Annotated in this window: 20 protein-coding genes and 1 pseudogene; 12 read left to right on the top strand and 9 right to left on the bottom strand. The window is 61.8% G+C overall.

What is annotated here, in order from left to right:
• Nucleotides 1–212: 212 nt before the first annotated feature.
• The 7 genes from M3484_RS20090 to M3484_RS20060 all read left to right on the top strand — a co-directional run bounded on the left by M3484_RS20090 (nt 213) and on the right by M3484_RS20060 (nt 6,926).
• Complete coding sequence (locus tag M3484_RS20090) at nt 213–533, top strand: transaldolase family protein (RefSeq protein WP_249498940.1); 321 nt, start codon at nt 213–215, stop codon at nt 531–533.
• Nucleotides 526–1,137: an AAA family ATPase gene (locus M3484_RS20085; protein WP_249498939.1), complete on the top strand. Its 612-nt coding sequence runs from the start codon at nt 526–528 to the stop codon at nt 1,135–1,137. Before M3484_RS20090 ends, M3484_RS20085 begins: the two co-directional genes overlap by 8 nt.
• Before the next feature lie 177 nt (nt 1,138–1,314).
• A complete protein-coding gene (locus tag M3484_RS20080; protein ID WP_249498938.1) occupies nt 1,315–2,847 on the top strand; it encodes a sugar ABC transporter ATP-binding protein in 1,533 nt (510 codons plus the stop codon).
• A gap of 123 nt (nt 2,848–2,970) precedes the next feature.
• Nucleotides 2,971–3,984: an ABC transporter permease subunit gene (locus M3484_RS20075; RefSeq protein ID WP_249498937.1), complete on the top strand. Its 1,014-nt coding sequence runs from the start codon at nt 2,971–2,973 to the stop codon at nt 3,982–3,984.
• Nucleotides 3,985–4,124: 140 nt separating this feature from the next.
• Nucleotides 4,125–5,033, top strand: coding sequence for an ABC transporter substrate-binding protein (locus M3484_RS20070; RefSeq protein ID WP_249498958.1), 909 nt, complete (start codon nt 4,125–4,127; stop codon nt 5,031–5,033).
• A 136-nt stretch (nt 5,034–5,169) separates the two neighbouring features.
• Nucleotides 5,170–6,144 carry a substrate-binding domain-containing protein gene (locus M3484_RS20065; RefSeq protein WP_249498936.1) on the top strand — a complete coding sequence of 325 codons (975 nt, stop codon included), beginning with the start codon at nt 5,170–5,172 and terminating at the stop codon, nt 6,142–6,144.
• A complete protein-coding gene (locus tag M3484_RS20060; RefSeq protein ID WP_249498935.1) occupies nt 6,141–6,926 on the top strand; it encodes a response regulator transcription factor in 786 nt (261 codons plus the stop codon). The genes M3484_RS20065 and M3484_RS20060 overlap by 4 nt, the downstream gene beginning before the upstream one ends.
• On the opposite strand, the gene M3484_RS20055 is transcribed toward M3484_RS20060, so the two are convergent.
• Entirely contained in the window at nt 6,897–8,156 is a 1,260-nt protein-coding gene (locus M3484_RS20055; protein ID WP_249498934.1) for an ROK family transcriptional regulator, read from the bottom strand. The genes M3484_RS20060 and M3484_RS20055 overlap by 30 nt on opposite strands.
• Before the next feature lie 116 nt (nt 8,157–8,272).
• Between M3484_RS20055 and M3484_RS20050 the strand changes: the two genes are divergently transcribed.
• Both M3484_RS20050 and M3484_RS20045 read left to right on the top strand, forming a co-directional pair.
• Nucleotides 8,273–8,611: a transposase gene (locus M3484_RS20050; RefSeq protein ID WP_502942489.1), complete on the top strand. Its 339-nt coding sequence runs from the start codon at nt 8,273–8,275 to the stop codon at nt 8,609–8,611.
• Between the two features lie 37 nt (nt 8,612–8,648).
• Nucleotides 8,649–9,644, top strand: a pseudogene (locus tag M3484_RS20045) (alpha-hydroxy acid oxidase).
• A 483-nt stretch (nt 9,645–10,127) separates the two neighbouring features.
• Here the strand turns inward: M3484_RS20045 and M3484_RS20040 are convergent.
• On the bottom strand, nt 10,128–10,571 hold the full coding sequence (locus tag M3484_RS20040) for a DUF6891 domain-containing protein (protein WP_249498933.1): 444 nt from the start codon (nt 10,569–10,571) through the stop codon (nt 10,128–10,130).
• 486 nt (nt 10,572–11,057) lie between these two features.
• On the opposite strand from M3484_RS20040, the gene M3484_RS20035 reads away from it, so the two are divergent.
• From M3484_RS20035 to M3484_RS20025, 3 genes are read left to right on the top strand one after another with little or no spacing between them, the layout of a single operon-like run.
• Complete coding sequence (locus M3484_RS20035) at nt 11,058–11,936, top strand: dimethylarginine dimethylaminohydrolase family protein (RefSeq protein ID WP_249498932.1); 879 nt, start codon at nt 11,058–11,060, stop codon at nt 11,934–11,936.
• Nucleotides 11,933–12,598, top strand: a complete 666-nt coding sequence (locus M3484_RS20030; protein WP_249498931.1) for a TetR family transcriptional regulator C-terminal domain-containing protein — start codon at nt 11,933–11,935, stop codon at nt 12,596–12,598. Before M3484_RS20035 ends, M3484_RS20030 begins: the two co-directional genes overlap by 4 nt.
• On the top strand, nt 12,588–14,258 hold the full coding sequence (locus M3484_RS20025; protein WP_249498930.1) for a M20/M25/M40 family metallo-hydrolase: 1,671 nt from the start codon (nt 12,588–12,590) through the stop codon (nt 14,256–14,258). The genes M3484_RS20030 and M3484_RS20025 overlap by 11 nt, the downstream gene beginning before the upstream one ends.
• Nucleotides 14,259–14,401: 143 nt before the next feature.
• On the opposite strand, the gene M3484_RS20020 is transcribed toward M3484_RS20025, so the two are convergent.
• From M3484_RS20020 to ocd, 7 genes are all read right to left on the bottom strand, one after another.
• The gene (locus tag M3484_RS20020; protein WP_249498929.1) at nt 14,402–15,169 is read right to left on the bottom strand and encodes an ABC transporter ATP-binding protein; all 768 of its coding nucleotides are present in this window, start codon (nt 15,167–15,169) and stop codon (nt 14,402–14,404) included.
• Between the two features lie 45 nt (nt 15,170–15,214).
• Entirely contained in the window at nt 15,215–15,904 is a 690-nt protein-coding gene (locus M3484_RS20015) for an ABC transporter permease (RefSeq protein WP_092903191.1), read from the bottom strand.
• Nucleotides 15,904–16,614, bottom strand: a complete 711-nt coding sequence (locus M3484_RS20010; protein ID WP_092903189.1) for an ABC transporter permease — start codon at nt 16,612–16,614, stop codon at nt 15,904–15,906. Before M3484_RS20010 ends, M3484_RS20015 begins: the two co-directional genes overlap by 1 nt.
• 65 nt (nt 16,615–16,679) lie before the next feature.
• Nucleotides 16,680–17,462, bottom strand: a complete 783-nt coding sequence (locus M3484_RS20005; protein ID WP_249498928.1) for a transporter substrate-binding domain-containing protein — start codon at nt 17,460–17,462, stop codon at nt 16,680–16,682.
• 40 nt (nt 17,463–17,502) lie between these two features.
• Entirely contained in the window at nt 17,503–18,303 is an 801-nt protein-coding gene (locus M3484_RS20000) for a dimethylarginine dimethylaminohydrolase family protein (protein ID WP_249498927.1), read from the bottom strand.
• Nucleotides 18,304–18,413: 110 nt separating this feature from the next.
• Nucleotides 18,414–19,346 (bottom strand): citrulline utilization hydrolase CtlX, encoded by a 933-nt coding sequence (gene ctlX / locus M3484_RS19995; RefSeq protein WP_502942488.1) that lies wholly within the window; start codon nt 19,344–19,346, stop codon nt 18,414–18,416.
• Entirely contained in the window at nt 19,343–20,419 is a 1,077-nt protein-coding gene (ocd, locus tag M3484_RS19990) for an ornithine cyclodeaminase (protein ID WP_249498926.1), read from the bottom strand. Before ocd ends, ctlX begins: the two co-directional genes overlap by 4 nt.
• Nucleotides 20,420–20,472 lie beyond the last annotated feature (53 nt).

Below are 20,472 nucleotides of genomic sequence, written 5' to 3'. Positions count from 1 at the left end.
ACGCAGAGTCTTTCACCCCACCGCCCCAAAGCGGGCAGCCGGTGAGTGCCGTTCCAAAACTTTGCAATTAATTCAATATGAACGAAAAGATAAGGTCGGATTATATACCTTTTGACGGCACAGTTTGACGCGCATCATTCCCCGCTCCGCTTTCGGCTTGATTAATTATTTATTATAGCAGAATTACTAAATATGTCTTTCAGGAGGTGCCCATGCTGTTCTTTGCAGATACCGCGAAAGCCGGGGCCGGCCATGTCCCGCCGTTTACCAGGCGCGAGGATGATGTCGGGCCCGAAGGGGTGCAGTTGATCGCTGACATCCCCCGGCTTTATGTTCATTATGGCTTTGCAACCAGAAACCGCGCCGCCCCGGCCCGGACGGTGAACGAGATCGCCGGCACAGCCCTGGACGGGGCGGATGTGATGACGGCGCCTCCCGATGCGCTGCTGACGGTGGCGGATCACCCCCTGACGCGGGCCGGCCTGAAGATTCGCACCCGCGACCGGGTAAAAACGGGGAAAAGCGTTGTCTGACCACAGTCTTGAGGCCCTGGCCCAGCTTATTGAGACCCGCTCTGCCGGGAAAAGCCGTTTTCTGATCGCGCTGGCCGGCCCGCCGGGCGCCGGAAAATCCACCCTGGCGCGTCGCCTCGCGGAACGGCTGAGGAATGCCGATATCCTGCAGGCCGATGGCTATCATTACGACAATATCCTGCTGGATCAGCTTGGTCTGCGCCATCGCAAGGGCGCGCCAGAGACCTTTGACATTTCCGGCCTTGCCGCGATGCTGCGCAGGATAAGAACTGGCGAAGAGGTGGTCACCCCGGTCTTTGACCGCCGCCTTGACCTGGTGCGCGGTGCTGCCGGCCATCTGCCACCGGATGTGAAACATGTGGTGGTCGAAGGAAACTATCTGGCGCTTGAGACCGGCCCCTGGGCGCAGCTGCGGCCCCTCTTTGACCTGATCGCATATATCGATGTTCCGGAGGAAGAACTGCGGCGGCGGCTGACACTGCGCTGGACGGATCTCGGTTGTTCCGAGGCAGAGGTCGCGCAACATGTCGATGACAATGATATGCTCAATGTCGCGCTTGTCCGCGACCAGAGCGGGGCGTTCGACTTCATCCTGCGAAGCTGACTTTCGCCCCTGAAACACCCTGATGGCCCGCCCTCCGGCGGGCCGTTTCCGTTTCTGCAACATCCAATTGTTAATGGACGATGAACAGGAATGCCTCAATTCGCAGATCATCCATTCACATAGAATCGCTTTCCTCTGCTCAGGGAGTGCCGCCCTGCGGCGAGAGAGGAGACAAAGATGCAACCCATTCTGGAGATGAGAAACGTCTCGAAGACCTTTGGCAGCGTTAAGGCGCTGTCGAATGTGCAGCTCTCGCTTTACCCCGGCGAAGTTCACGCGCTGATGGGAGAAAACGGGGCAGGCAAGTCCACGCTGATGAAGATCCTCTCTGGCGCCTACCGGCCCGATACGGGGGCTGAGATTCTGATCGGGGGGAAGCCGGTGAATATCAGCGGTCCGATCAGCGCGAGAGCGGCCGGGGTTTCGATCATCTATCAGGAGCTGGCGCTTTCCCCCAATCTGACGGTCGCGGAAAACATCTTTCTCGGGCGCGAGCTGTCCCATGGCGGGGTCTTGCGCCGCGCCGAGATGGAAGCTTCGGTCGAGCCGGTTCTCAAACGTCTTGGCGCCGGTTTCTCTCCCTCCAGCACGGTGCGCTATCTGAACGTCGCCAATCAGCAGCTGGTCGAGATTGCGCGCGCGCTGCATGCCGACAGCCGCATCCTGATCATGGATGAGCCGACAACGGCGCTGTCGGAACGCGAGACCGAAGGCCTGTTTTCCATGATCCGCCAGCTGCGCTCGGAAGGGCTGGCCATCGTCTATATCTCGCACCGCATGAACGAGGTTTATGAGCTGGCCGACCGGGTCTCGATCCTGCGCGACGGCACCTATGCCGGGACGCTGGACCGGGGCGAGGCCTCGCCGGACGCCATCGTGAAACGGATGGTCGGGCGCGAGCTTTCTTCGCTTTACACCAAGACCAGCGGCAAGGCCGAGAACACGGCAAGACCTGCAGAAACGGTGCTGAAAGTGCAGGGCCTGTCGGACGGCCGCCGGGTGCATGGCTGTTCCTTTGATCTGCAGGCAGGCGAGGTTGTCGGCCTTGCCGGGCTGGTCGGGTCTGGACGGTCCGAACTGGCGCAGGCCGTCTTTGGCGCCCGCCCCCGCAAATCCGGCGAGATGTGGCTGGACGGAAAGCCCTTTGCGCCACAGACGCCGCAGGACGCCATCGCCGCGCGCGTCGCCTATCTGACCGAGGACCGGCGCGGCGATGGCCTCTTTCTCGACATGTCCTGCGAAGAGAACATCAATACCGGCGTGCTGCGCAATGATGCCCGCTGGGGCATGGTGCTGAACCGTGGCCGCGCCCGCGAAAGAGCGGATGAATCCATCCGCAGCCTCTCTGTGCGCGTCCCGAATGCGAGTTTCCCGGTCGGCGGCCTGTCGGGCGGCAATCAGCAGAAGGTGCTTTTGTCGCGCTGGCTGCAGATCCGGCCCAGGGTGCTGATACTCGATGAACCGACGCGCGGCGTCGATATCGGCGCGAAATCCGAGATCTACCGGATCATCGACGCGCTCGCCCGGGAAGGGGTGGCGATCCTTGTCATCTCGTCAGAGCTGCCCGAGGTGATCGGCGTCTCAGACCGCATTCTGGTCATGCATGAGGGCCGGATCAGTGGCGAGGTCGGCGGCGGAACCGGCATCGCCCCGACACAGGAGAATATCATGGCATTCGCCTCAGGGGTCGGGCTTTCAAACGCCGCCTGAGACCAGATCCGGGGGCCATTCTGCGCCCGGCGTTACATCACGAGTGATTGGTGTTGCCTGCAGGCTGCCGGGCCATTTTGTCCGGCAGCGTCAGGATTTCAGGGACGGGAGGAGGAACAGGGTATGAGCTCAACAGATACAACAATCGGCTTCAGTGCAGCCGAGCGGCAGCGGCGCCTGAAGGCGATGATCGCAACGCTTGGCATGTTGCCGGTGCTGATCGTGGTGGCGATCGGATTTCATCTTTTGTCGGATGGACGTTTTTTCACCGGACAGAATGTCTCAGTGGTGTTTCAGCAGGCTTCGGTGAATATCGTACTTGCTGCGGGGATGACCTTTGTCATCCTGACGGCGGGGATCGACCTTTCGGTCGGCTCGGTGCTGGCCGCGGCGGCGATGGCCGGGCTGATCGTTTCGAATATGCCCGGACTCAGCTATCTGTGGGTCTTTGCAGCGCTTGGCACCGGGCTTGGCTTCGGGATGCTGAACGGGCTGCTGATTTCCTCGCTGAAACTCCCGCCCTTCATCGTGACGCTCGGCGCGATGACGGCTGTGCGGGGCATCGCCCGGCTGATGGGCAATGACACAACAATATTCAATCCGAATATCCCCTTTGCCTTTATCGGCAATGGCGCGATCCAGATCATTCCGGGTGTCTTTTCGCTGCCCTGGCTTGCCGTCATTGCGCTTCTGGTAATCGCAATCTCCTGGTTTGTGCTGAAACGCACCGTGCTGGGCACGCATATCTATTCCGTCGGCGGCAATGAGGCAGCGGCGCGCCTTTCGGGGATCAAAGTGCCCCGCATCTATCTGATCGTTTACGGGATTTCGGGTCTGTGCGCGGGGCTGGGCGGGGTGATGCTTTCGACCCGGCTTTACGCTGCGAACGGGCTGCAACTGGGTCAGGCATATGAGCTTGACGCCATCGCGGCGGTGATCCTCGGGGGCACTTCTTTCGTCGGTGGTATCGGGTCGATCTGGGGCACGCTGATCGGCGCGCTGATCATCGCAGTTCTGTCGAACGGCCTTGTGCTGATCGGGGTCTCGGACATCTGGCAATATGTCATCAAGGGGCTGGTGATCATCGGCGCCGTCGCGCTGGACCGCTTGCGCCAGAAGGATTCTGCCCGGACCTGAGGCCGGGAAACAGAAGGCCGGATGCGCGGACGGGTCTGCCGTCTCCGGCCATGGTGTTCAGGCCCGGGAGGAGAGAGTTAATGTTCAAGCACAATATGATGGCCGGAGCTGCTGTTCTGGCGCTGCTCACCGGCCCGGCGATGGCCGAAAGTGAACCGTCAGACCAAAAGCTGGAGCGGATCGGCATTTCGCTGGGGTCGATGGGCAATCCGTTCTTCGTCGCCCTCGCTAGAGGCGCGGAGGCCGAGGCGAAAACCATCAACCCCGATGTCGAGGTGCTGGCCTTCGGCTATGATTACGATATTGCAAAGCAATTCAGCCAGATCGACAATTTCATCTCGGCCGGGGTCAACCTGATCCTTCTGAACCCCGCTGATCCGGTGGCCATCGGCCCGGCGATCAAGCGCGCGCGGGATGCCGGTATCGTCGTGGTGGCGGTGGATACTTTTGCCGAAGGCGCCGATGCGGTGGTGACGACGAACAACGTCCAGGCGGGTGAAATCGCCTGCCAGTATATCGTCGACAAGCTGAAGGGTGAAGGCAATGTCATCATCCAGAACGGCCCGCAGGTCTCGGCGGTGACGGACCGGGTCAAGGGCTGCAAAACAGCGCTCGACGCGGCACCGGGCATCACCATTCTCTCCGATGATCAGGATGCCAAAGGCTCGCGCGAGGGCGGGATGAATGTCATGCAGGGCCATCTGACCCGCTTTGACAAAATCGACGCGGTCTTCGCAATCAATGACCCCCAGGCGATCGGCACCGATCTGGCCGCCCGCCAACAGGGCCGCAATGGCATCATCATCACCGCCGTCGATGGCGCGCCCGATATCGAAGTGGCGCTGAAAGACGACGACGCGGTGATGATCGAGGCCTCTGCCTCGCAAAATCCCTATGACATGGCGCGCCGGGCCGTGGATCTTGGGGCGAAAGTGCTGAATGGCGAAACCCTGGCCGAGCCGGTCGAGCTGATGGATTCAAAGCTCGTGACCCGTGAAAACGTCGGTAACTATGTCGGCTGGGCCAGTGACCCTGCCGTCACGAATTAAGGCAAGCTGACGGAGGCTCTGCGGGCGCGCTCCCTTCCCGGGTCCTCTGATATCAGCGGCGGCGGTTCAGGCTTCTTCCTTCCGAAGCTTGCAACCGCCGCATTTTTCTGTAGCCTCCGGTCAAGGGAGGATGCGCATGAAGCCGGTTCGCCGCTTTATCATCCGATTGCGGCCACGGCTCGCCTTTTTGTGGCTGAGCGTGATGGCAACTGCGACCCCTCTGATGGCAGAGGCACCGGAAACGCCCCGCCTGGCAGAGGTGATCATCGCCGATCTCTCCAATCCGTTTTTCGCCCATCTGGCGCGCCAGATCGAGATAAGCATCTCGGAGCTCTCACCGGGAACAGAGGTCGTGGTGCGCTCCAGCGGCTATGACCTGAACCGCCAGCAACGCCAGATCCGCGATGCGGTGGCGGAGGGGGCCGATTTTCTGATCGTCAATGCGGTCAATACGACCGGGCTCTCCGGGGTGATTGCCGAGGCCCGCGCAGCCGGGATCCCGGTGGTTGCGGTCGATGTAAAGGCCGAAGGTTCAGACGCCTTTGTCACCTCGGACAATGTCGAGGCCGGGCGGATCGCCTGCGCCTATATCGCCGAGCGGCTGGGCGGTCAGGGCAATGTACTGATGCTTTACGGCCCGCCGGTTTCCGCCGTCTTTGACCGCAATGCGGGCTGTGAAACGGCGCTGTCGCTGCATCCCGGCATCAAAATCCTGACCGAATATGGCGATTCCGGTGGCAGCCGCCTTGGCGGTCTGACCTATATGTCACAGCTGCTGCCGCGACTGCCGCATATTGATGCGGTCTTTTCCTTCAATGACCCGACTTCGCTGGGCGTCCTGCAGGCCGCGCGCGAGGCGGGCCGGAACGAGTTCTTCATCGTTTCGGTAGATGCCTCGCCCGAGGGCCTGCGCGCCATGGCTGAGAGGGACAGCCTCCTCCTGGGCAGCATCGCACAATATCCAAAGGCGATGGCCGCTCAGGCGGTTCATGTGGCTCTGGCGCTCTGGCATGGTGAGGCAGTATCGCAGACCGAACTCACAGTTCCTGTGCAGCTTTTTACCCGGGAGATGCTGGCCGAAGGCGAGAATTACTGGATGGACCCTCTGTGAGCGCGCCTCAGACCACCAGAGAAACCATCGCCGTGGTCGAGGATGATCCGGCACAGGCGGCGCTGCTTTGTGAATTGCTCGAGGCGGAAGGCTATCTGCCCCGCCCCTGCCCGAAGGCACGAGACCTGGCACGGTTGCTGGCAGATGAGCCGCCCGTCCTCGTCCTGCTTGATCTCGGCCTGCCGGATGAGGACGGGCTGGCTCTGGCGGCGCGGGTGCGGGCTTTGCACCAGATCCCCATCATCATCCTGACCGGGCGTGGATCAGAAATCGACCGGGTGGTGGGGCTTGAGATCGGGGCGGATGATTATCTGGTCAAACCCTTCAGCCTGCGCGAACTCGCCGCGCGGATACGCGCCGTTTTGCGCCGCAGCACAGGTGCTGCGCTGCCGGGTCCGGGAGATACATCCCTGCGCGAAGGGTTCCGGTTCGGCGGTTGGGTGCTCGACACGCTGCGACGCAGACTGACCGATCAGAAGGGCAATGCTGTCGATCTGACGGTCGGCGAATTCGATCTTCTGGCGGCCCTGCTGGCCGCACATGGACGGGTCCTTTCGCGCGCCCAACTTTTGGATATGACGCGGCGCGGGCATGACGCAGTTTATGAACGCACCATCGACGTTCTGATCCTGAGGCTCCGGCGCAAAATCGAACCGGACCCCGCACATCCCCGGTTAATCATGACCGAACGTGCAATCGGCTATCATTTCGCGGGCGCGGTCGAGGTAGTATCCACGGACAGCCCCCCGCGCTCAGGACAGCCGCCCCGCCAGCGCATGTGACCGCTCTCCCAGCATCAGCACACTGGAATCCGGTGCGAGCAAGGCCGAAACAGGCAGGGTTGCTGCCCCCACCGGCGCAGCCAGGGCACCAAAGCCGCCGCCCAGCAACTCGGGCGCGATGATCCCGATGGCCCCAGCCTCATTGAACCGCGCCTGCACCTGCGCGAGAAGATCGAGATGCAGATTGCGTGGCAGAATACTGTCAATGATGATTGCTTCGAGGTCGATGACTGACGTGATCGCGATGATCGCTTCGACCAGCGCCCCCGCACAATCCAACGTCCAGTCCCGCACCGGCTGGCGGGCCACTTCGGGCAAAGGCTCAAGCGCACGAATGCGGGAGATCCCAATTCCCTGCGCATGCAGGTGATCCATCAGCACGCAGATCGAGGCGCGGTGCAGCAAGCTGGTATAGCGCGCAGATGGCGCTTTCGCCGGGGTCAGGCCTGAAGGTGAGACCGGCAGCGGCCCGAGCGCCGCACTGTTTCCATTCGGGCCGGTATGAACCTTGCCATCCAGCACCAGGCCGCCGCCGATAAAGGTATCAATCGAAATATGCATGAAATCGCGGAACCGGGTGCCGCTCCCGAGCACAAGCTCGGCATGGGCGGCGGCCGTCGCATCATTTTCTACGAAAACCGGCATCTCTCCGCTGTCGAAAAAGGTCGCCAGATCCAGCGCTTGCCAGCGGCTGCCCAGATCCGCGGGGAAGCCCAGCTCTTCGCTCCACCCGCCAAGGAAATAGGGGGCGGCAATGCCGAGACCCGCCATAGCAGCCCCGGGCACACGGCCGGCCTGGGCGCGAAAATCCGCAATCGCGGCATTGCCCGCGCGCCGGACCCGGACCGGGTCGGGGAAATCATATTCATGTTCCATCCGGTCGCAGATCTCGCCCGCGAAATCCAGCATCACCGCCACCATTGCGCGGCGGCCGATCTTGATGCCGATACTGTAGAGCCGCGTCGGGTTCACGGCATAGAGAACCGATGGTGATCCGCGCTTGCCCAGTCTTTTGCCAACCTGCCTGACGAAACCTGCCTGCTCCAGTCCATCGACAATATCAGCCACCGCTGCGGGGGTAAGATGCGCGACACGGGCGAGATCGGATTTGGAGGCCTCGCGCTGGTGGCGCAGGGACTGCAGGAGGAAACGCTCATTATACTGCCGTAGCCTGCCAGAATTGCTGCCCTTTCCTGACAATTGCCTGCCCTCTTTGCTGTTCTGGCACATTTTCCACTATCACGCGCTACTCTATCCGGCCTGCTCTGGCTGGGGTCAAGCCTCCTGCGGGCCTCGCCCCGCCATCACCGACAAAGACCACTCTTGCGCGGCTCAGTCTCTTTAATATGGCAAATTGGCTAATTAATAGTGTTCCAAGGGGCGCGGCGCAGCCTTTTGAAAGCCCGGTTCCGGTGCGCCGTGACGCGCCCCTGCTCGGCATGCCGCTTTGGCAAACAACAGGGGTGGTGGCGCGTATTCTCCCGATGGGCAGGCCCGACTGTCCGGTGCCGGGCTTTTCTATAGTGAGCCGCAGGCTAAAACGGATTGCGGTGCAGATCCCGAACCGTCATGCCCTTCGACCTCTGAACCTGCCTTTCGACTGCACAGAGATCAGGTCTCCGGGCGACGGAGAATGGCTGGTTCGCAAGCATCGCATCGGCGTTGTTGCAGGAGACGCGGGGTGAGTGCGCCTGCGCGACGCCTTTGCGCCGTGACGCGCAGATGATGATGCTCACGGTCGGGACGTCCGGAGCCCGCTGTGATGTCAGGGCATATGTAGGAACCGGAGCTGCTCAGTTCACTGTGCTTGCGGATATGCGCGGGACCTCGACCGGCCTGTCACTTTTTGGCCTTGCGCTGGATCATCCCGTGCCGCTGGCACCGGTGGCCTATCACCATCTCGCCCATCCGGAAGGTGAAATCGAGACCGCACTAGGAGCGGCCGCGACCGGTGCGGTTGTGACCCTGTCAACGCTGGCCTCGACGCGGATCGAGGATTTCGGTTCGGTGGCGCAGGGGCCCTGGTGGTTCCAGCTTTATGCCCAGGCCCGGCGCGAGGATACCGAAAGCCTGATCCGGCGCGCCGAAGGGGCGGGTGCGCGCGCGCTGGTGCTGACGGTCGATGCGCCGGTCAAGCTGCGCAATACCGAAGAGAGGATCGGTTTTCGCCTGCCCGACGGGATCGGGGCGGTCAACACTATCGGCATGGCGCCGCCCCGGGTTACCGCAATGCCCGGTCGCAGCGCCGCGTTTCTGGGGCTACTGGAGACACAGCCGAGATGGGAAGACCTGGCCTGAATCCGCGCCGCAACACGCCTGCCGATTCTTCTGAAGGGGGTTACGAGACCCGCGGATGCAATCCGGGCCATTGCGGCAGGCATCGACGGGATCATCGTCTCGAACCATGGCGGACGGGCGCTTGACGGCCTGCCCGCCTCTGCCGAGATCCTGCCCCGGATTGCCGAAGCCACAGCGGGGCGGGTGCCGCTGATCTGCGATGGCGGCATCCGGCGCGGCACCGATATTCTGAAAGCGCTGGCGCTCGGGGCGGCGGCGGTGATGGTGGGGCGCCCGCAGATCCATGCGCTTGCGACCGGCGGCGCAAGCGGGGTCGCGCATATGATCACCATTTTGCGGGCCGAGCTTGAAGTGGCAATGGCCCTGACCGGTTGCAACTCACTCGCTGCGATCAGCCGCGATGTGCTGTGGCAGGACTGAATGGGGCAACAGGCCAAAGGGTATCGCCGTCTGGCTGAGGCCTGACCTCATCCGTGACCTTTCCGGCATCCGGCCTGTCTGAAGGGTGATCGGTCCCTGCCCTGCTTTGAGCAAGCGACCGATTGGTCGCCCTTCCCTGGGAAATCCCGGAAAACCCGTCTTTGAAGGCATTTTTTGAAATCTGCAGCCGTCCCGGTCGATATGAACTGCGTGGCTTCTAACGGATGAGGCCGGCCCTATACCCATATGCCGTGGCAATTACGCCATGCCCCTTTCCCCCCCCAGGTTTTATCCAGCGTGAGGGAGACTCCGGCTCAGTGCTTTGCCTGTTTGGATCAGCTGAGCAACGGGGTCTGCCGTCCAATCTTTCTGTGCCCTGCCACCAGATGGGCCAACGTCACCCGGGCAGAACGACCGGTCGAAGAGGGCTGTTCGCATAGTGTGACACTGTCAAAGCTTCTGGGTCCTTGTCCGGGCAGTTCACTATGCCAGATGAACGACTGGCCTCATGTATTTTGAACCATCCCATCGCACTTTCATCCCTGCGAGTTGAAACTGGTTAACGACAATCTTGCTGGCAACCACGATCCAGTTTGATTGAAACGAAGGGGGTGCCCACAGGCCCAGACGGAGCTCATTAGTGATGAGAGCCCGGTCAATGTCGGAGCGGCAGTAAAAGCAGGCTGCAAATTTCGGTGCTGAGGCGTCAGAGCCGGATAGTCTGAGCTGATTGAATTGATACGTAACGCGGCTGATACCTTCATCCTGCTCGGCGCCCGCATCCTGCATCGTCAGCACACCAAGGGCTTCGACCCCCTCAAATACCCGCCCGACCGTTCTGTGGATCTCAATCCGCTTCGCAGTTTCTGTACCTGAAACGCTCGATTCATCTGGACAAACGTATTGTCTGACTTCGTTACTTTTCACCAACAACTGTTGCGACACTATACCATACACCTTCTGTTGAAGCCTTGTCTTAAACCCACAGCACCACGACTAAACGAAAGATCGGCATGTTCGGTTTCATGCCGCCGAAAATAAAAGCTCGTAAGCAGGCCCGGGCTTCCTTGCTCCGTGCAGCCGCCGGCTGGGTATCACAATGGCGGTCAGCCCGGGATGGCGTTATATTATGCAAATCCGCTCATAATCTGAGCATATATGCACAACTCAGGCAGCGTCTTTTGACAGCCCCGCCCGGTGATCTGCGCGACCGTATCGCCCCCGAACCCGTCCGTGAAATTGCATGTCCCCGTCATGGCCGCCTTGCCTCGGAATCAGCGAGGGAGCGTTCGCGAAACATGGTGCAATTCGCACCTCTGCGAAGCGTGGCCAGGGCCTTGACGGCGCTGCCCTTCCAATCTTATTGATCACCTGACCAATAAGGTATCGTGACGCGCGACAAGGGAGAGACCCATGGCACAATACGGTTCACAGGAAATGTCGGCGCCTTTGCTGAAGGTGATGATGCGGCGGCCAGGGGCAAGCCTCATCAAGGCCGATCCCGCTGACTGGAACTATGTGACCCCCTTCGACAGCGCCAAAGCCATCGCGCAATATCAGGGCTTTGCCGATCTCATCGTGAAGGCCGGGGCCGAGATCATCTGGCTTGAGGATCAGGACGACGGCCTTGCCGATGCGATGTTCACGCATGACCCTTCACTGATGACCGACAAGGGCGCGATCATCCTCAATATGGGCAAGCTGCGCCGCCGGGATGAACCCGCTCTGCACGAGGCCGTCTATCAGCAGCATCAGATCCCGGTTGCAGGCCGGATCACCGGCGAGGCAACCGTCGAGGCCGGTGACTGTATCTGGCTTGACCCAAAAACGCTGCTCGTCGGGCGCGGCATCCGCACCAATCAGCTCGGCATCGACCAGCTGACGGCAATTCTTGCGCCCGAGGGTGTCAGCATCCTGGCCTTTGACCTGCCGCTCTGGGACGGTGAAGCCGCCTGCCTGCATCTCTTGTCGGTCCTGAGCCCGCTGGCGGATGACCTGGTGCTGGCCTTCCTGCCGCTGCTGCCGGTCGCGCTTTACAGGCTTTTGAAACAGCGCGGCATCCGCATTGTCGAGTCGCCGAAGGATGAGTTCCTCGCCAGCAACGGCCTCAGCCTCAATGTGCTGCCGACCCGCCCCAATGAGCTGATCATGCTCAGCGGTTTCCCGAAAACCACGGCCGCGCTCATCGCCGCCGGCTGCACGGTGGAAACCTTCGAGGGCGACGCGCTTTGCATCGCCTGCGAAGGCGGGCCGACCTGCCTCACCCGTCCGGTTCACCGGCAAGCGGCGTGACAAAGGCCCCGGCCTGGCGGCGGATCCCCGAGGCGCAACGCCGGGGTGATCTGGTCGAGGCAGCGCTGGATGTCATTGCGCAATCGGGTCTGCAGGGCGCGACCTTTCGCGAGATCGCGAAACAGGCCGGGGTTGCCCCCGGTCTGATCGCGCATCACTTTGAAAGCAAAGAGATCCTGCTGCAGGAGGCTTACCGCAGGGTGGTCTCTGTCCTGACCTTCACCGATGAGGAGGAGGCAGGATCCGCTGCGGAAAATCTGCGCCGTTTCATCGTGGCCAATCTGACGGAGCCGGTTTCCAACAACCGAAATCTGGCACTCTGGTCGGCTTTTATCAGCCAGGTGAGCCATAACCCGACACTGGCCGGGATCCATTGCGAAGGCTATCTGGCCTTTCGCAACAAGCTGCAGCGCCTGATCGTGGCTTTCCTTGCCGCGCGCGGCAAAGAGATCGATGAGACCCGCGCCCATCGGCTTGCCGTTGCGATCAGTGCACTGATGGACGGGCTCTGGCTGGAAGGCCGGCTTGCAGGCGGGCTTTTTGAGGAAAATGAACTGGTGACGGTGGCCCTGTCATCGGTTGAGGCCCTGACGGGCGAGAGTTTTGCGCCGCCCGGAGAGGGTGAGAATGACATGCCGGCGAGGATGAGCGATGGTGAATGAAGAACAGCCCGGCAGCGGCCAGACCGTGCGCGCGGTTCAGGGTAAAAACGCGGCGCGCTGCCTGGATCATGCCCTGCGTCTTGTGGAATGGGCGAGCGAGACCGGCTCCCCGGGCGAGGCAGCGTTCGGCGAGAAAGCCGCCGCCCTTTTGCGGGGGCTGCCCTGTTTCGCGGATCATCCTGAACGGGTGCGCCTGATTGCCAGCCATGGCGAGCCAGAACGGCAGATCGTGGTCGGGCTTGTGCGCGGGACCGGGCGGCGCACCCTGGTGCTTGCGGGCCATTATGATGTGGTTTCCGCCTCGAATTACCGCGATCTGGCGGATCTCGCCTTCTCGCCCGAACCGCTGCTGGCCGCGCTGCGCCAGGATCTGGCCAGCCGCCCGCTTTCCCCCGCTGAGGAAAAGGCGCGGGTCGATTTCGAAAGCGGTGATTTCCTGCCAGGACGCGGCCTTCTCGATATGAAAAGCGGCATAGCAGCCGGGATCACCACGCTGGAGAATTTCGCAGCCACGGGCGCGGCAGAGGGCAATCTGCTGGTTGTCATGACGCCGGATGAAGAGGCCAGTTCGCAGGGGATGCGGGCCTTTCGTGACATCCTGCCCGAGCTCGCGCGCGAATGGGATCTTGAGATTGCAGGCGGCATCAATCTTGATGCGACCAGCGATCAGGGCGACGGCGCCGGGGGCCGGGCGATCTATAAAGGCACGATCGGCAAGCTTCTGCCGTTTGCGATGGTCGTGGGCAAGCCCTCCCATGCGAGCTACCCGTTCGACGGGGCCAGCGCGCATCTGATTGCGGCCCATCTGATGACTGCGATGGAGACCAACCCAGATCTTTGCGACCGGGGCGGCGCTGAGGTCTCGCCGCCGCCGATCTGTCTTGACGGGGGTGACTTCCGCGCGGGCTATGATGTGACCACGCCGGAACAGGTCTGGCTGGCCTTCAACTGGCTGTCGCACAGCCGCAGCCCCTCGGCGCTGATGGCGCAGTTCCACAGCCTTGCGGAAAGCGCGCTTGCGGCGGCGATGGCGGCTTTCGCGCGCAACCGGCAGGCCTTTACCGGCGAAGTGGCGGAGCCCGAGCCCTCGCGCGTTCTGACAATCGCAGAGCTGATGCGCCTTGTTGCCGCGCGTGAAGGTCAGGCCGCGCTGGAAGAGATCCTTGCGACGCCGCCCGCCCACGACAATCCGCTGGCGCTCAGCCGTGCGCTTTGCACGCGGCTGGTGGCGCGTGCGGGGTTGAACGGGCCGGCGATTGTGCTGGGCTTTGGCAGCCTGCATTACCCGCACAGCCATCTCGATCCCGACCGGGCCGAAGATGCGGCGCTGATGGGGGCGATTGAGACCGCAAGGCAGGAGATCCTTGCCGCGACCGGCGTGCAGATCTGCTGGCGAGACACCTTTGTCGGCATCTCGGACATGAGCTTTCTGGGCAATGTCCCGCCACCGGAAGACGCAAGGATCGTCGCGGAAAACACGCCCGCCCGGCGCTATATCGACCATGTGCCGGATAATGCGCTGCGCTTTCCGGTAGTCAATATCGGCCCCTGGGGGCGCGAATATCACCAACGGCTGGAACGGGTGCACGCCCCCTATGCCTTTGAAACACTGCCGGATTTTCTGACGGCAATCGTTGCGCGCTTCTTCGCGCAGGGATAATGGCGCGAAGGGAGGCGCCACACGGGCGGCGAGATCGTCATGAAAACGCCCGCTTACCATCGCGACAAGTGCCGCCGCGATGGTGGCCTGGTGCCCGCGGCCTGCGGTGTCAGAGATTTCCCCTGTTCTCTTGCTCAGGGGCCTCATGCAACCATGCGGAGGAACTGGCGCAGCCGGTCCGATTTCGGATTGCTCATCATGTCGGAGGGCGCGCCGCGCTCTTCGACCAGGCCCTGATGCAGGAAGACCACCTCGGAAGAGATATCCCGCGCCAGCGCCATTTCATGGGTGACAAGGATCATGGTGCGGCCCTCGGCAGCAAGCCCTTTGATCACCTGGAGCACTTCCTGCACCAGTTCAGGGTCAAGCGCCGAGGTCGGCTCGTCAAAGAGCATGACCTCGGGGTTCATCGCCAGCGCGCGGGCGATGGCCACGCGCTGCTGCTGCCCGCCGGAAAGGCGCGAAGGATAGCTGTCTTTCTTTTCGCGGATACCGACCTTTTCAAGCAGATGCTCGGCCTCGGCCACGGCCTGATCGCGCGACAGGCCCAGCAGGTGGCGCGGCCCTTCGATGATGTTTTCCAGTACCGTCATATGCGCCCAGAGATTGAAGTTCTGGAACACCATGCCAAGGCGCTGGCGGACCAGTTCCAGCTGCCTGCGGTCGGCGCGCGGCATCCTGCCCTTGACGGGCCGGGCGCGGATCACCTCATTGCCGACGATAATTTCGCCGCTGTCCGGGGTTTCGAGATAATTGATACAGCGCAAAAGCGTGCTTTTCCCGGACCCGCTTTGCCCGATCAGCGAGATGACATCACCGCGCCTTGCCTCGAGGCTGACGCCTTTGAGGACTTCGAGCGGGCCGAAACTCTTGCGGATATCCCTGACCGCAAGCGCGATATCATTGGCCATCTTGTTTAATCCTTTCCGCAGCGCGCGGTTTGGCCCATCGCCCGGTCATCGGGCGCGATAGCTGGTTGCTTTGCGCTCAAGCAGTGTCGTGAGCTGCGTGAGGATGAGAACGACGACGAAATAGATGATTGCGGCTGCGATCAGCGGCTCGAGGATCATCATGGTCTCGCGTTGCAGCGCGCGGGCAGTGCCCAGCACCTCCATGATCGTGACCGTCGAGGCGAGCGAGGTCGCCTTCAGGAGGATGATCACATCGCTGGCCAGAACCGGCAGCGCCGCATGGAAGGCCTGCGGCAGCGTGATGCGGCGAAAGATGCGCCCCGGGCTCATGCCGATGGCACGGGCGGCCTCGATCTGGCCTTTGGGCACCGCAAGAATGGCGCCGCGCAATACTTCGGCATTGTAGCAGGCCTGGCTGATGGTCAGCACAAGGATCGCATACCAGATCGCATTGCGCAGATAGGGCCAGAGCCAGGAATGGCGCACCCAGGTTCCGGGCAGCAGTTCGCCCAGCCCATAATAGACCAGATAAAGCTGCACGAGGAGCGGCGTGCCCCGCATCACAAGGCCCAGCGTGAACGAGGGCCAGACAAGGATCCGGTAGCCCGAAATCCTGGCCAGCGCCAGGAGGATGCCGAAAATCAGCCCGAGTGTGCCGGCAACTGCGGTCAGCATCAGCGTGAGCGGCAGCGCCTTTATCAGCGGCGGCAGAAACTGAAGAATATCGCTGATCATCAGAACCCCCTTCCCACGCGCTTTTCGATGCGATGGATGATCGCCATGGAAACCAGCGATATGAGGAGGAAGGCAGCGGCGACCACGCTGTAGAAGAGCCCGTATTCCTTGGTCACCCCGGCGGCGCGATAGGCGGTAAAGAGCAGCTCGTTGAACGTGCCAAGCACGGCCACAACGGCACTTTCCTTGGTGATGGCAAGCCAGAGATTGCCCAGGCCCGGCACCGAATGGCGCAGCATCTGCGGCAGGACGATACGCCGGAACAGAAGCGCACGCGGCATGCCGATGGCCTCGGCGGCCTCGGTCTGGCCCTTTGGCACCGCAAGGATACCAGCGCGCATCACCTCGGTCATGAAGGCGCCATTGACGAAGGCCAGTGCGACGACCGCAGCCCAGAACCCGCTGAATTCAAACCTGTCACTGACCAGCCCAAGGCTCTTCAGCAGCTTTTCCGCCCCGCCGACCAGCGAGAAATAGACGATCAGGATGACCAGCAATTCGGGCAGAGAGCGCACAATCGTCGTATAGGTATTGGCAATGCCGCGCAGTATGCGGCTCGCGGACAGTTTGCTCAGGGCCGCCAGAAGTCCGATCATGAGCGACAGCCCATAGGCAATCACTGACACGACGATCGTCATCATGAAGCCATGCAGAAGCTGGTCGCCCCAACCGGCATCACCCCAGCCGAGCAATTCCCATTTTGAGTCCATCGGCCTGTATTCGCCCTTGCAGAAAATCGGGGCAGTGCCGCCTGGCCCTGCCCCGGAAGGATTGTTTACTCACGACCCCATTTGGTCAGGATCTCTTTGGCGGTGCCGGCCTCGATGAGCTTCCCGAGCGCGGTATTCACCTTGTCGAGGGTCTCGGCATCGCCCTTGCGGACGGCATAGGCCACGCCTTCGCCAAGGACAATATTATTGGGCAGGCGCATCTTGGTTTCATATTCCGCGCCATCGGCAGAAGTCAGGAAGTCATTGCCGTAATCGCTGTCCACGACGATGTAATCGACGCGGCCCGCCATGAGATCCGAGATCGCATTATCGGCATTATTGTAGTTCTGGGTGCCATTGCCGGGCAGGTAGGTCGCGATGTAATTCGCCTGGATCGTTGCGGCCTGCACGCCGAAGATGACGCCATTAAGACCTTCCTCCGACAGCACCTCGCCCTCGCCATTCGGATCCTTGACCAGCGAAAGCGGACGGCTGTCTGCTTTGGCGCCGATGACGTCGGTCTGGGCGTAGACATAGGGCGTGCTGAAATCAACGACTTCGCGACGCTTGTCGGTGACCGAGAAAGCACCGACGATAAAGTCGAATTTTTTCTCCTGGAGGGCGGGGATCAGCGCCTCCCAGGTCATCTGACGGATTTCGCAGCCTTCCGGGATATTGGCGCAAAGCAGATTGGTCAGCTCGGCCTCGATGCCAATCCAGGTGCCCGAGGAATCGAACGAGGTCATCGGCATATAGGGCTCGGGGCTGACGCCAAGGCGCAGCGGTTCGCCATGGGCGGCGGTCGAAACCGCCGCGAGGACTGCCATGGAGAGGAGGGTCTTTTTCATCGTCTTTCCCTGTCAGGAGTTGGGGGTGGTTTGTTTTTACTTATTTTTTGGGATCAAACCAGCGAAGAGACATGCAGGACAGGCCCGCATCCACTTTGCCGATCTGGGTCGTGTCGATGGCGACGACATTCAGGCCCTCAGCGGTCAGCAGGTCGATGGTGCGCGGGAAGGTCTTGCCCACCAGCACCACGTCATTCACGCGCAGCGCATTTGCGGCGGCTTCTTCGCCCTCGGGCACGATCAGGGTGCGCAGCCCGGCAAACACGCCCGAGGCTGCCAGCCGGCCGGTCGAAAGCACCATATCATCGCCAAGCAGCGAGCAGTCGGTCTTAAAATGCAGCACGCCTTCGGGCGTGGCCACGATGGAGGATTTGAGACCAAGCTGCGTCAGACAATCCTGCAGCGCCTCGGCCCCCTTGCGGTCGGTCCTGGCCGAGAGGCCGATCATCACCTGGCCAGGTGTGGTCAGGATATCGCCGCCATCGGCATAGCCACCCTCGGCCAGTTCCAGCACGGTCGCGAATTTCTCGCGCAGGACCGGCGCGATATGCTGCGTTTCGCGCATCCGGGTCTCGGCGCCCGGGCGCAGGATCACCGCGCCTTCGGAAAACACCAGCGCGGGGTCTTCGACGAAAACGGAATCCGGGAATTCTTCCAGCGCCGGCAGAAGCGTGACTTCGCAGCCGGCATCGGTCAGCGCCGCGATATAGGCCTCATGTTCCGCCTTCACGCCCTCATAGGTCGGGTTGCCGGTATCCACCGCCCGCAGGCCATTCACAATCGAACGCGACGGCGCGCGCAGAATGACCGAGTTGAAACGGTAAACGGGGGTCGTGGTCATGGAAGTCACCTGAAGATGGGGCCGGGATAAGGGCCGAAAGGAAGTCCCGCAGCGGGGGTTGCAGTTTCTGCCTGGCGGCGATGACGCCGCCGGGCAGTTTCGGTTTTGACCTACCTGGTTCGGCGGGTAAGATGAAGCCCCGCAATCGTGCAGCGCACCGATCCCCCGGCCCGTTCAATCGTTGGAATATCCAGCGCGACAATCGGGGTCGAGGTTTCGATCATATCGATCTGCTGCTGCGAGAGGCTTTCGCGGGCGGTGGTGGACATCACGAGGATTCGCCCGAATTCTCCGCTCAGTTCAAGCGCATTGCCTGCAAAACGGGCAATCTGCTCTTCGCTGATGTCGATCACCTCGCGTCCGGTACCGCGCAGACGGTTCGCAATCTCGTCGCGCCGCGCGGCATCGGTGATGAGAGACAGGCCGACAAGCGCGTAATCGGTTGCGATGCACATCAGCACATTGGTGTGGTAGATCGCCACGCCATGCCGGTCCGCCGCGGCGAATACCATCGGCTCAAAGTTGAAATGGGTGCAGAACCGTTCCAGCGCGATGGGATTGGTGCGCTCGGACTGGACGGCATAGGCCACCCGGTCGATATGGTCGAGAACCATGGCGCCGGTGCCTTCCAGAAACAGCCCGTCAGGTTCCAGCCCGGAATAGTCGATCACGTCCTGAACGCGGTATTCGGCTTTCAGCATCTCGATGATATCGGCCCTGCGTTCACGCCGGCGGCTGGGTGCCTTCATCGGATAGATCGCCACATGACCGCCGGCATGGGTCGAGAACCAGTTGTTCGGAAAGACGGAATCCGGGGTGTCCCGGCCCTCATCCTCGAACAGATGCACCCGGACGCCATGGCTCCGCAGGGTCTCGACAGCGCGGGTGATTTCCTGATGCGCCAGACCGGAGAGATCGGCGGCCGCCTCTTCCATCTTCTGGAACACATTGTCCGAGGCGGTTTCCGTATTCACCGTGAAAAGATGCGGCCGGATCATCACCACATCGGATGGGGCCTGGACCGAGGTGCGGATCGCCTTCATCTTGCGGCGCCCTCGTCGCGGGCGCCGGCGATACGCCCCATCATGCCATAGAGATCGCGGGTGTCATCGGGATCTGCGAGCAGGTCCAGATCCTCTTTAAAGTCAGTGTCCCGGATCTTGTCACGGATATAGCGGACGGCGCTGAAATCCTCGATGGCGAAGCCCACGCTGTCAAAAAGCGTGATCTGGCGGTCTGACACCCGGCCCGGGCGCGCGCCGTTCAGAACCTGCCAAAGCTCGGTCACCGGGAAATCCTCGGGCATCTGCTGGATCTCTCCCTCGATCCGGGTCTGGGGCGGAAATTCCACAAACACATCCGAGCGGTTTAGGATGGCGGCGGCCAGTTCGGTCTTGCCGGGGCAATCGCCGCCAATCGCGTTGACATGCACCCCGTCGCCGACCAGATTATCGGTCAGGATGGTGGCGTTTTGCTTGTCGGCGGTACAGGTGGTGATGATCTGCGCGCCAAGAACGACCTCTTCGACGCTTTTGCATTCGGCGATCCTGAGACCGGTCTGCGCAAGATTGCGCGCGGTCTTGGCGGTGGCGGCGGGGTCGATATCGTAAAGCCGCACCTCTTCGATGCCGCAAATGGTCTGCATAGCGATGGCCTGGAATTCGGCCTGCGCGCCATTGCCGATCAGCGCCAGCACGCGCGCGTCTTTCGGCGCCAGCAGCCGCGCCACCATGGCCGAAGTCGCCGCCGTGCGCAGCGCGGTCAGAAGCGTCATCTCGGTCAGAAGGAGCGGATAGCCGGTCTCGACATCCGACAGCACGCCAAAGGCCACAACGGTCTGCAGGTTGCGCTGCAAATTGACCGGGTGGCCGTTCACATATTTGAAGACATAATTCACATGATCCGAGGTCGGCATCAGTTCGATCACGCCGCCTTCGGAATGCGACGCAAGGCGCGGCGATTTTTCAAAGCTCTGCCAGCGCAAGAAATCCTGTTCGATATAATCGACAAGCTCTGTCAGCAGGCGCGGCAGGCCGATGCTGGTGATCAGGCGCGCCATGTTTTCAACGCTGACAAAGGGCACAAGCGCCCGACCGGACGGGACTGGTTTTTGCATCTTTTTCTCCTTGGTCGAGGCGGGTTCAGGACCGTGAGCAAAAGTGTCTGACA

The sequence above is a fragment of the Pseudomonas sp. GX19020 genome (genome assembly GCF_023371075.1).
Taxonomy (GTDB): domain Bacteria; phylum Pseudomonadota; class Alphaproteobacteria; order Rhodobacterales; family Rhodobacteraceae; genus Pseudogemmobacter.
The sequence above is the reverse complement of the archived record's forward strand: the minus strand, read 5'-3'. Positions and strand labels throughout refer to the sequence as shown.

What these genes read in the sequence shown, in the direction of transcription:
- M3484_RS20000 (WP_249498927.1), bottom strand. Translation starts at nt 18,303, where the DNA reads ATGACCACGACCCCCGTTTACCGTTTCAACTCGGTCATTCTGCGCGCG.
- M3484_RS20020 (WP_249498929.1), bottom strand. Translation starts at nt 15,169, where the DNA reads ATGGCCAATGATATCGCGCTTGCGGTCAGGGATATCCGCAAGAGTTTC.
- M3484_RS20050 (WP_502942489.1), top strand. Translation starts at nt 8,273, where the DNA reads ATGGCAAATTGGCTAATTAATAGTGTTCCAAGGGGCGCGGCGCAGCCT.
- M3484_RS20070 (WP_249498958.1), top strand. Translation starts at nt 4,125, where the DNA reads ATGGCCGAAAGTGAACCGTCAGACCAAAAGCTGGAGCGGATCGGCATT.
- M3484_RS20090 (WP_249498940.1), top strand. Translation starts at nt 213, where the DNA reads ATGCTGTTCTTTGCAGATACCGCGAAAGCCGGGGCCGGCCATGTCCCG.
- M3484_RS20005 (WP_249498928.1), bottom strand. Translation starts at nt 17,462, where the DNA reads ATGAAAAAGACCCTCCTCTCCATGGCAGTCCTCGCGGCGGTTTCGACC.
- ctlX (WP_502942488.1), bottom strand. Translation starts at nt 19,346, where the DNA reads ATGAAGGCGATCCGCACCTCGGTCCAGGCCCCATCCGATGTGGTGATG.
- M3484_RS20080 (WP_249498938.1), top strand. Translation starts at nt 1,315, where the DNA reads ATGCAACCCATTCTGGAGATGAGAAACGTCTCGAAGACCTTTGGCAGC.
- M3484_RS20075 (WP_249498937.1), top strand. Translation starts at nt 2,971, where the DNA reads ATGAGCTCAACAGATACAACAATCGGCTTCAGTGCAGCCGAGCGGCAG.
- ocd (WP_249498926.1), bottom strand. Translation starts at nt 20,419, where the DNA reads ATGCAAAAACCAGTCCCGTCCGGTCGGGCGCTTGTGCCCTTTGTCAGC.
- M3484_RS20010 (WP_092903189.1), bottom strand. Translation starts at nt 16,614, where the DNA reads ATGGACTCAAAATGGGAATTGCTCGGCTGGGGTGATGCCGGTTGGGGC.
- M3484_RS20025 (WP_249498930.1), top strand. Translation starts at nt 12,588, where the DNA reads ATGGTGAATGAAGAACAGCCCGGCAGCGGCCAGACCGTGCGCGCGGTT.
- M3484_RS20035 (WP_249498932.1), top strand. Translation starts at nt 11,058, where the DNA reads ATGGCACAATACGGTTCACAGGAAATGTCGGCGCCTTTGCTGAAGGTG.
- M3484_RS20055 (WP_249498934.1), bottom strand. Translation starts at nt 8,156, where the DNA reads ATGTGCCAGAACAGCAAAGAGGGCAGGCAATTGTCAGGAAAGGGCAGC.
- M3484_RS20065 (WP_249498936.1), top strand. Translation starts at nt 5,170, where the DNA reads ATGAAGCCGGTTCGCCGCTTTATCATCCGATTGCGGCCACGGCTCGCC.
- M3484_RS20015 (WP_092903191.1), bottom strand. Translation starts at nt 15,904, where the DNA reads ATGATCAGCGATATTCTTCAGTTTCTGCCGCCGCTGATAAAGGCGCTG.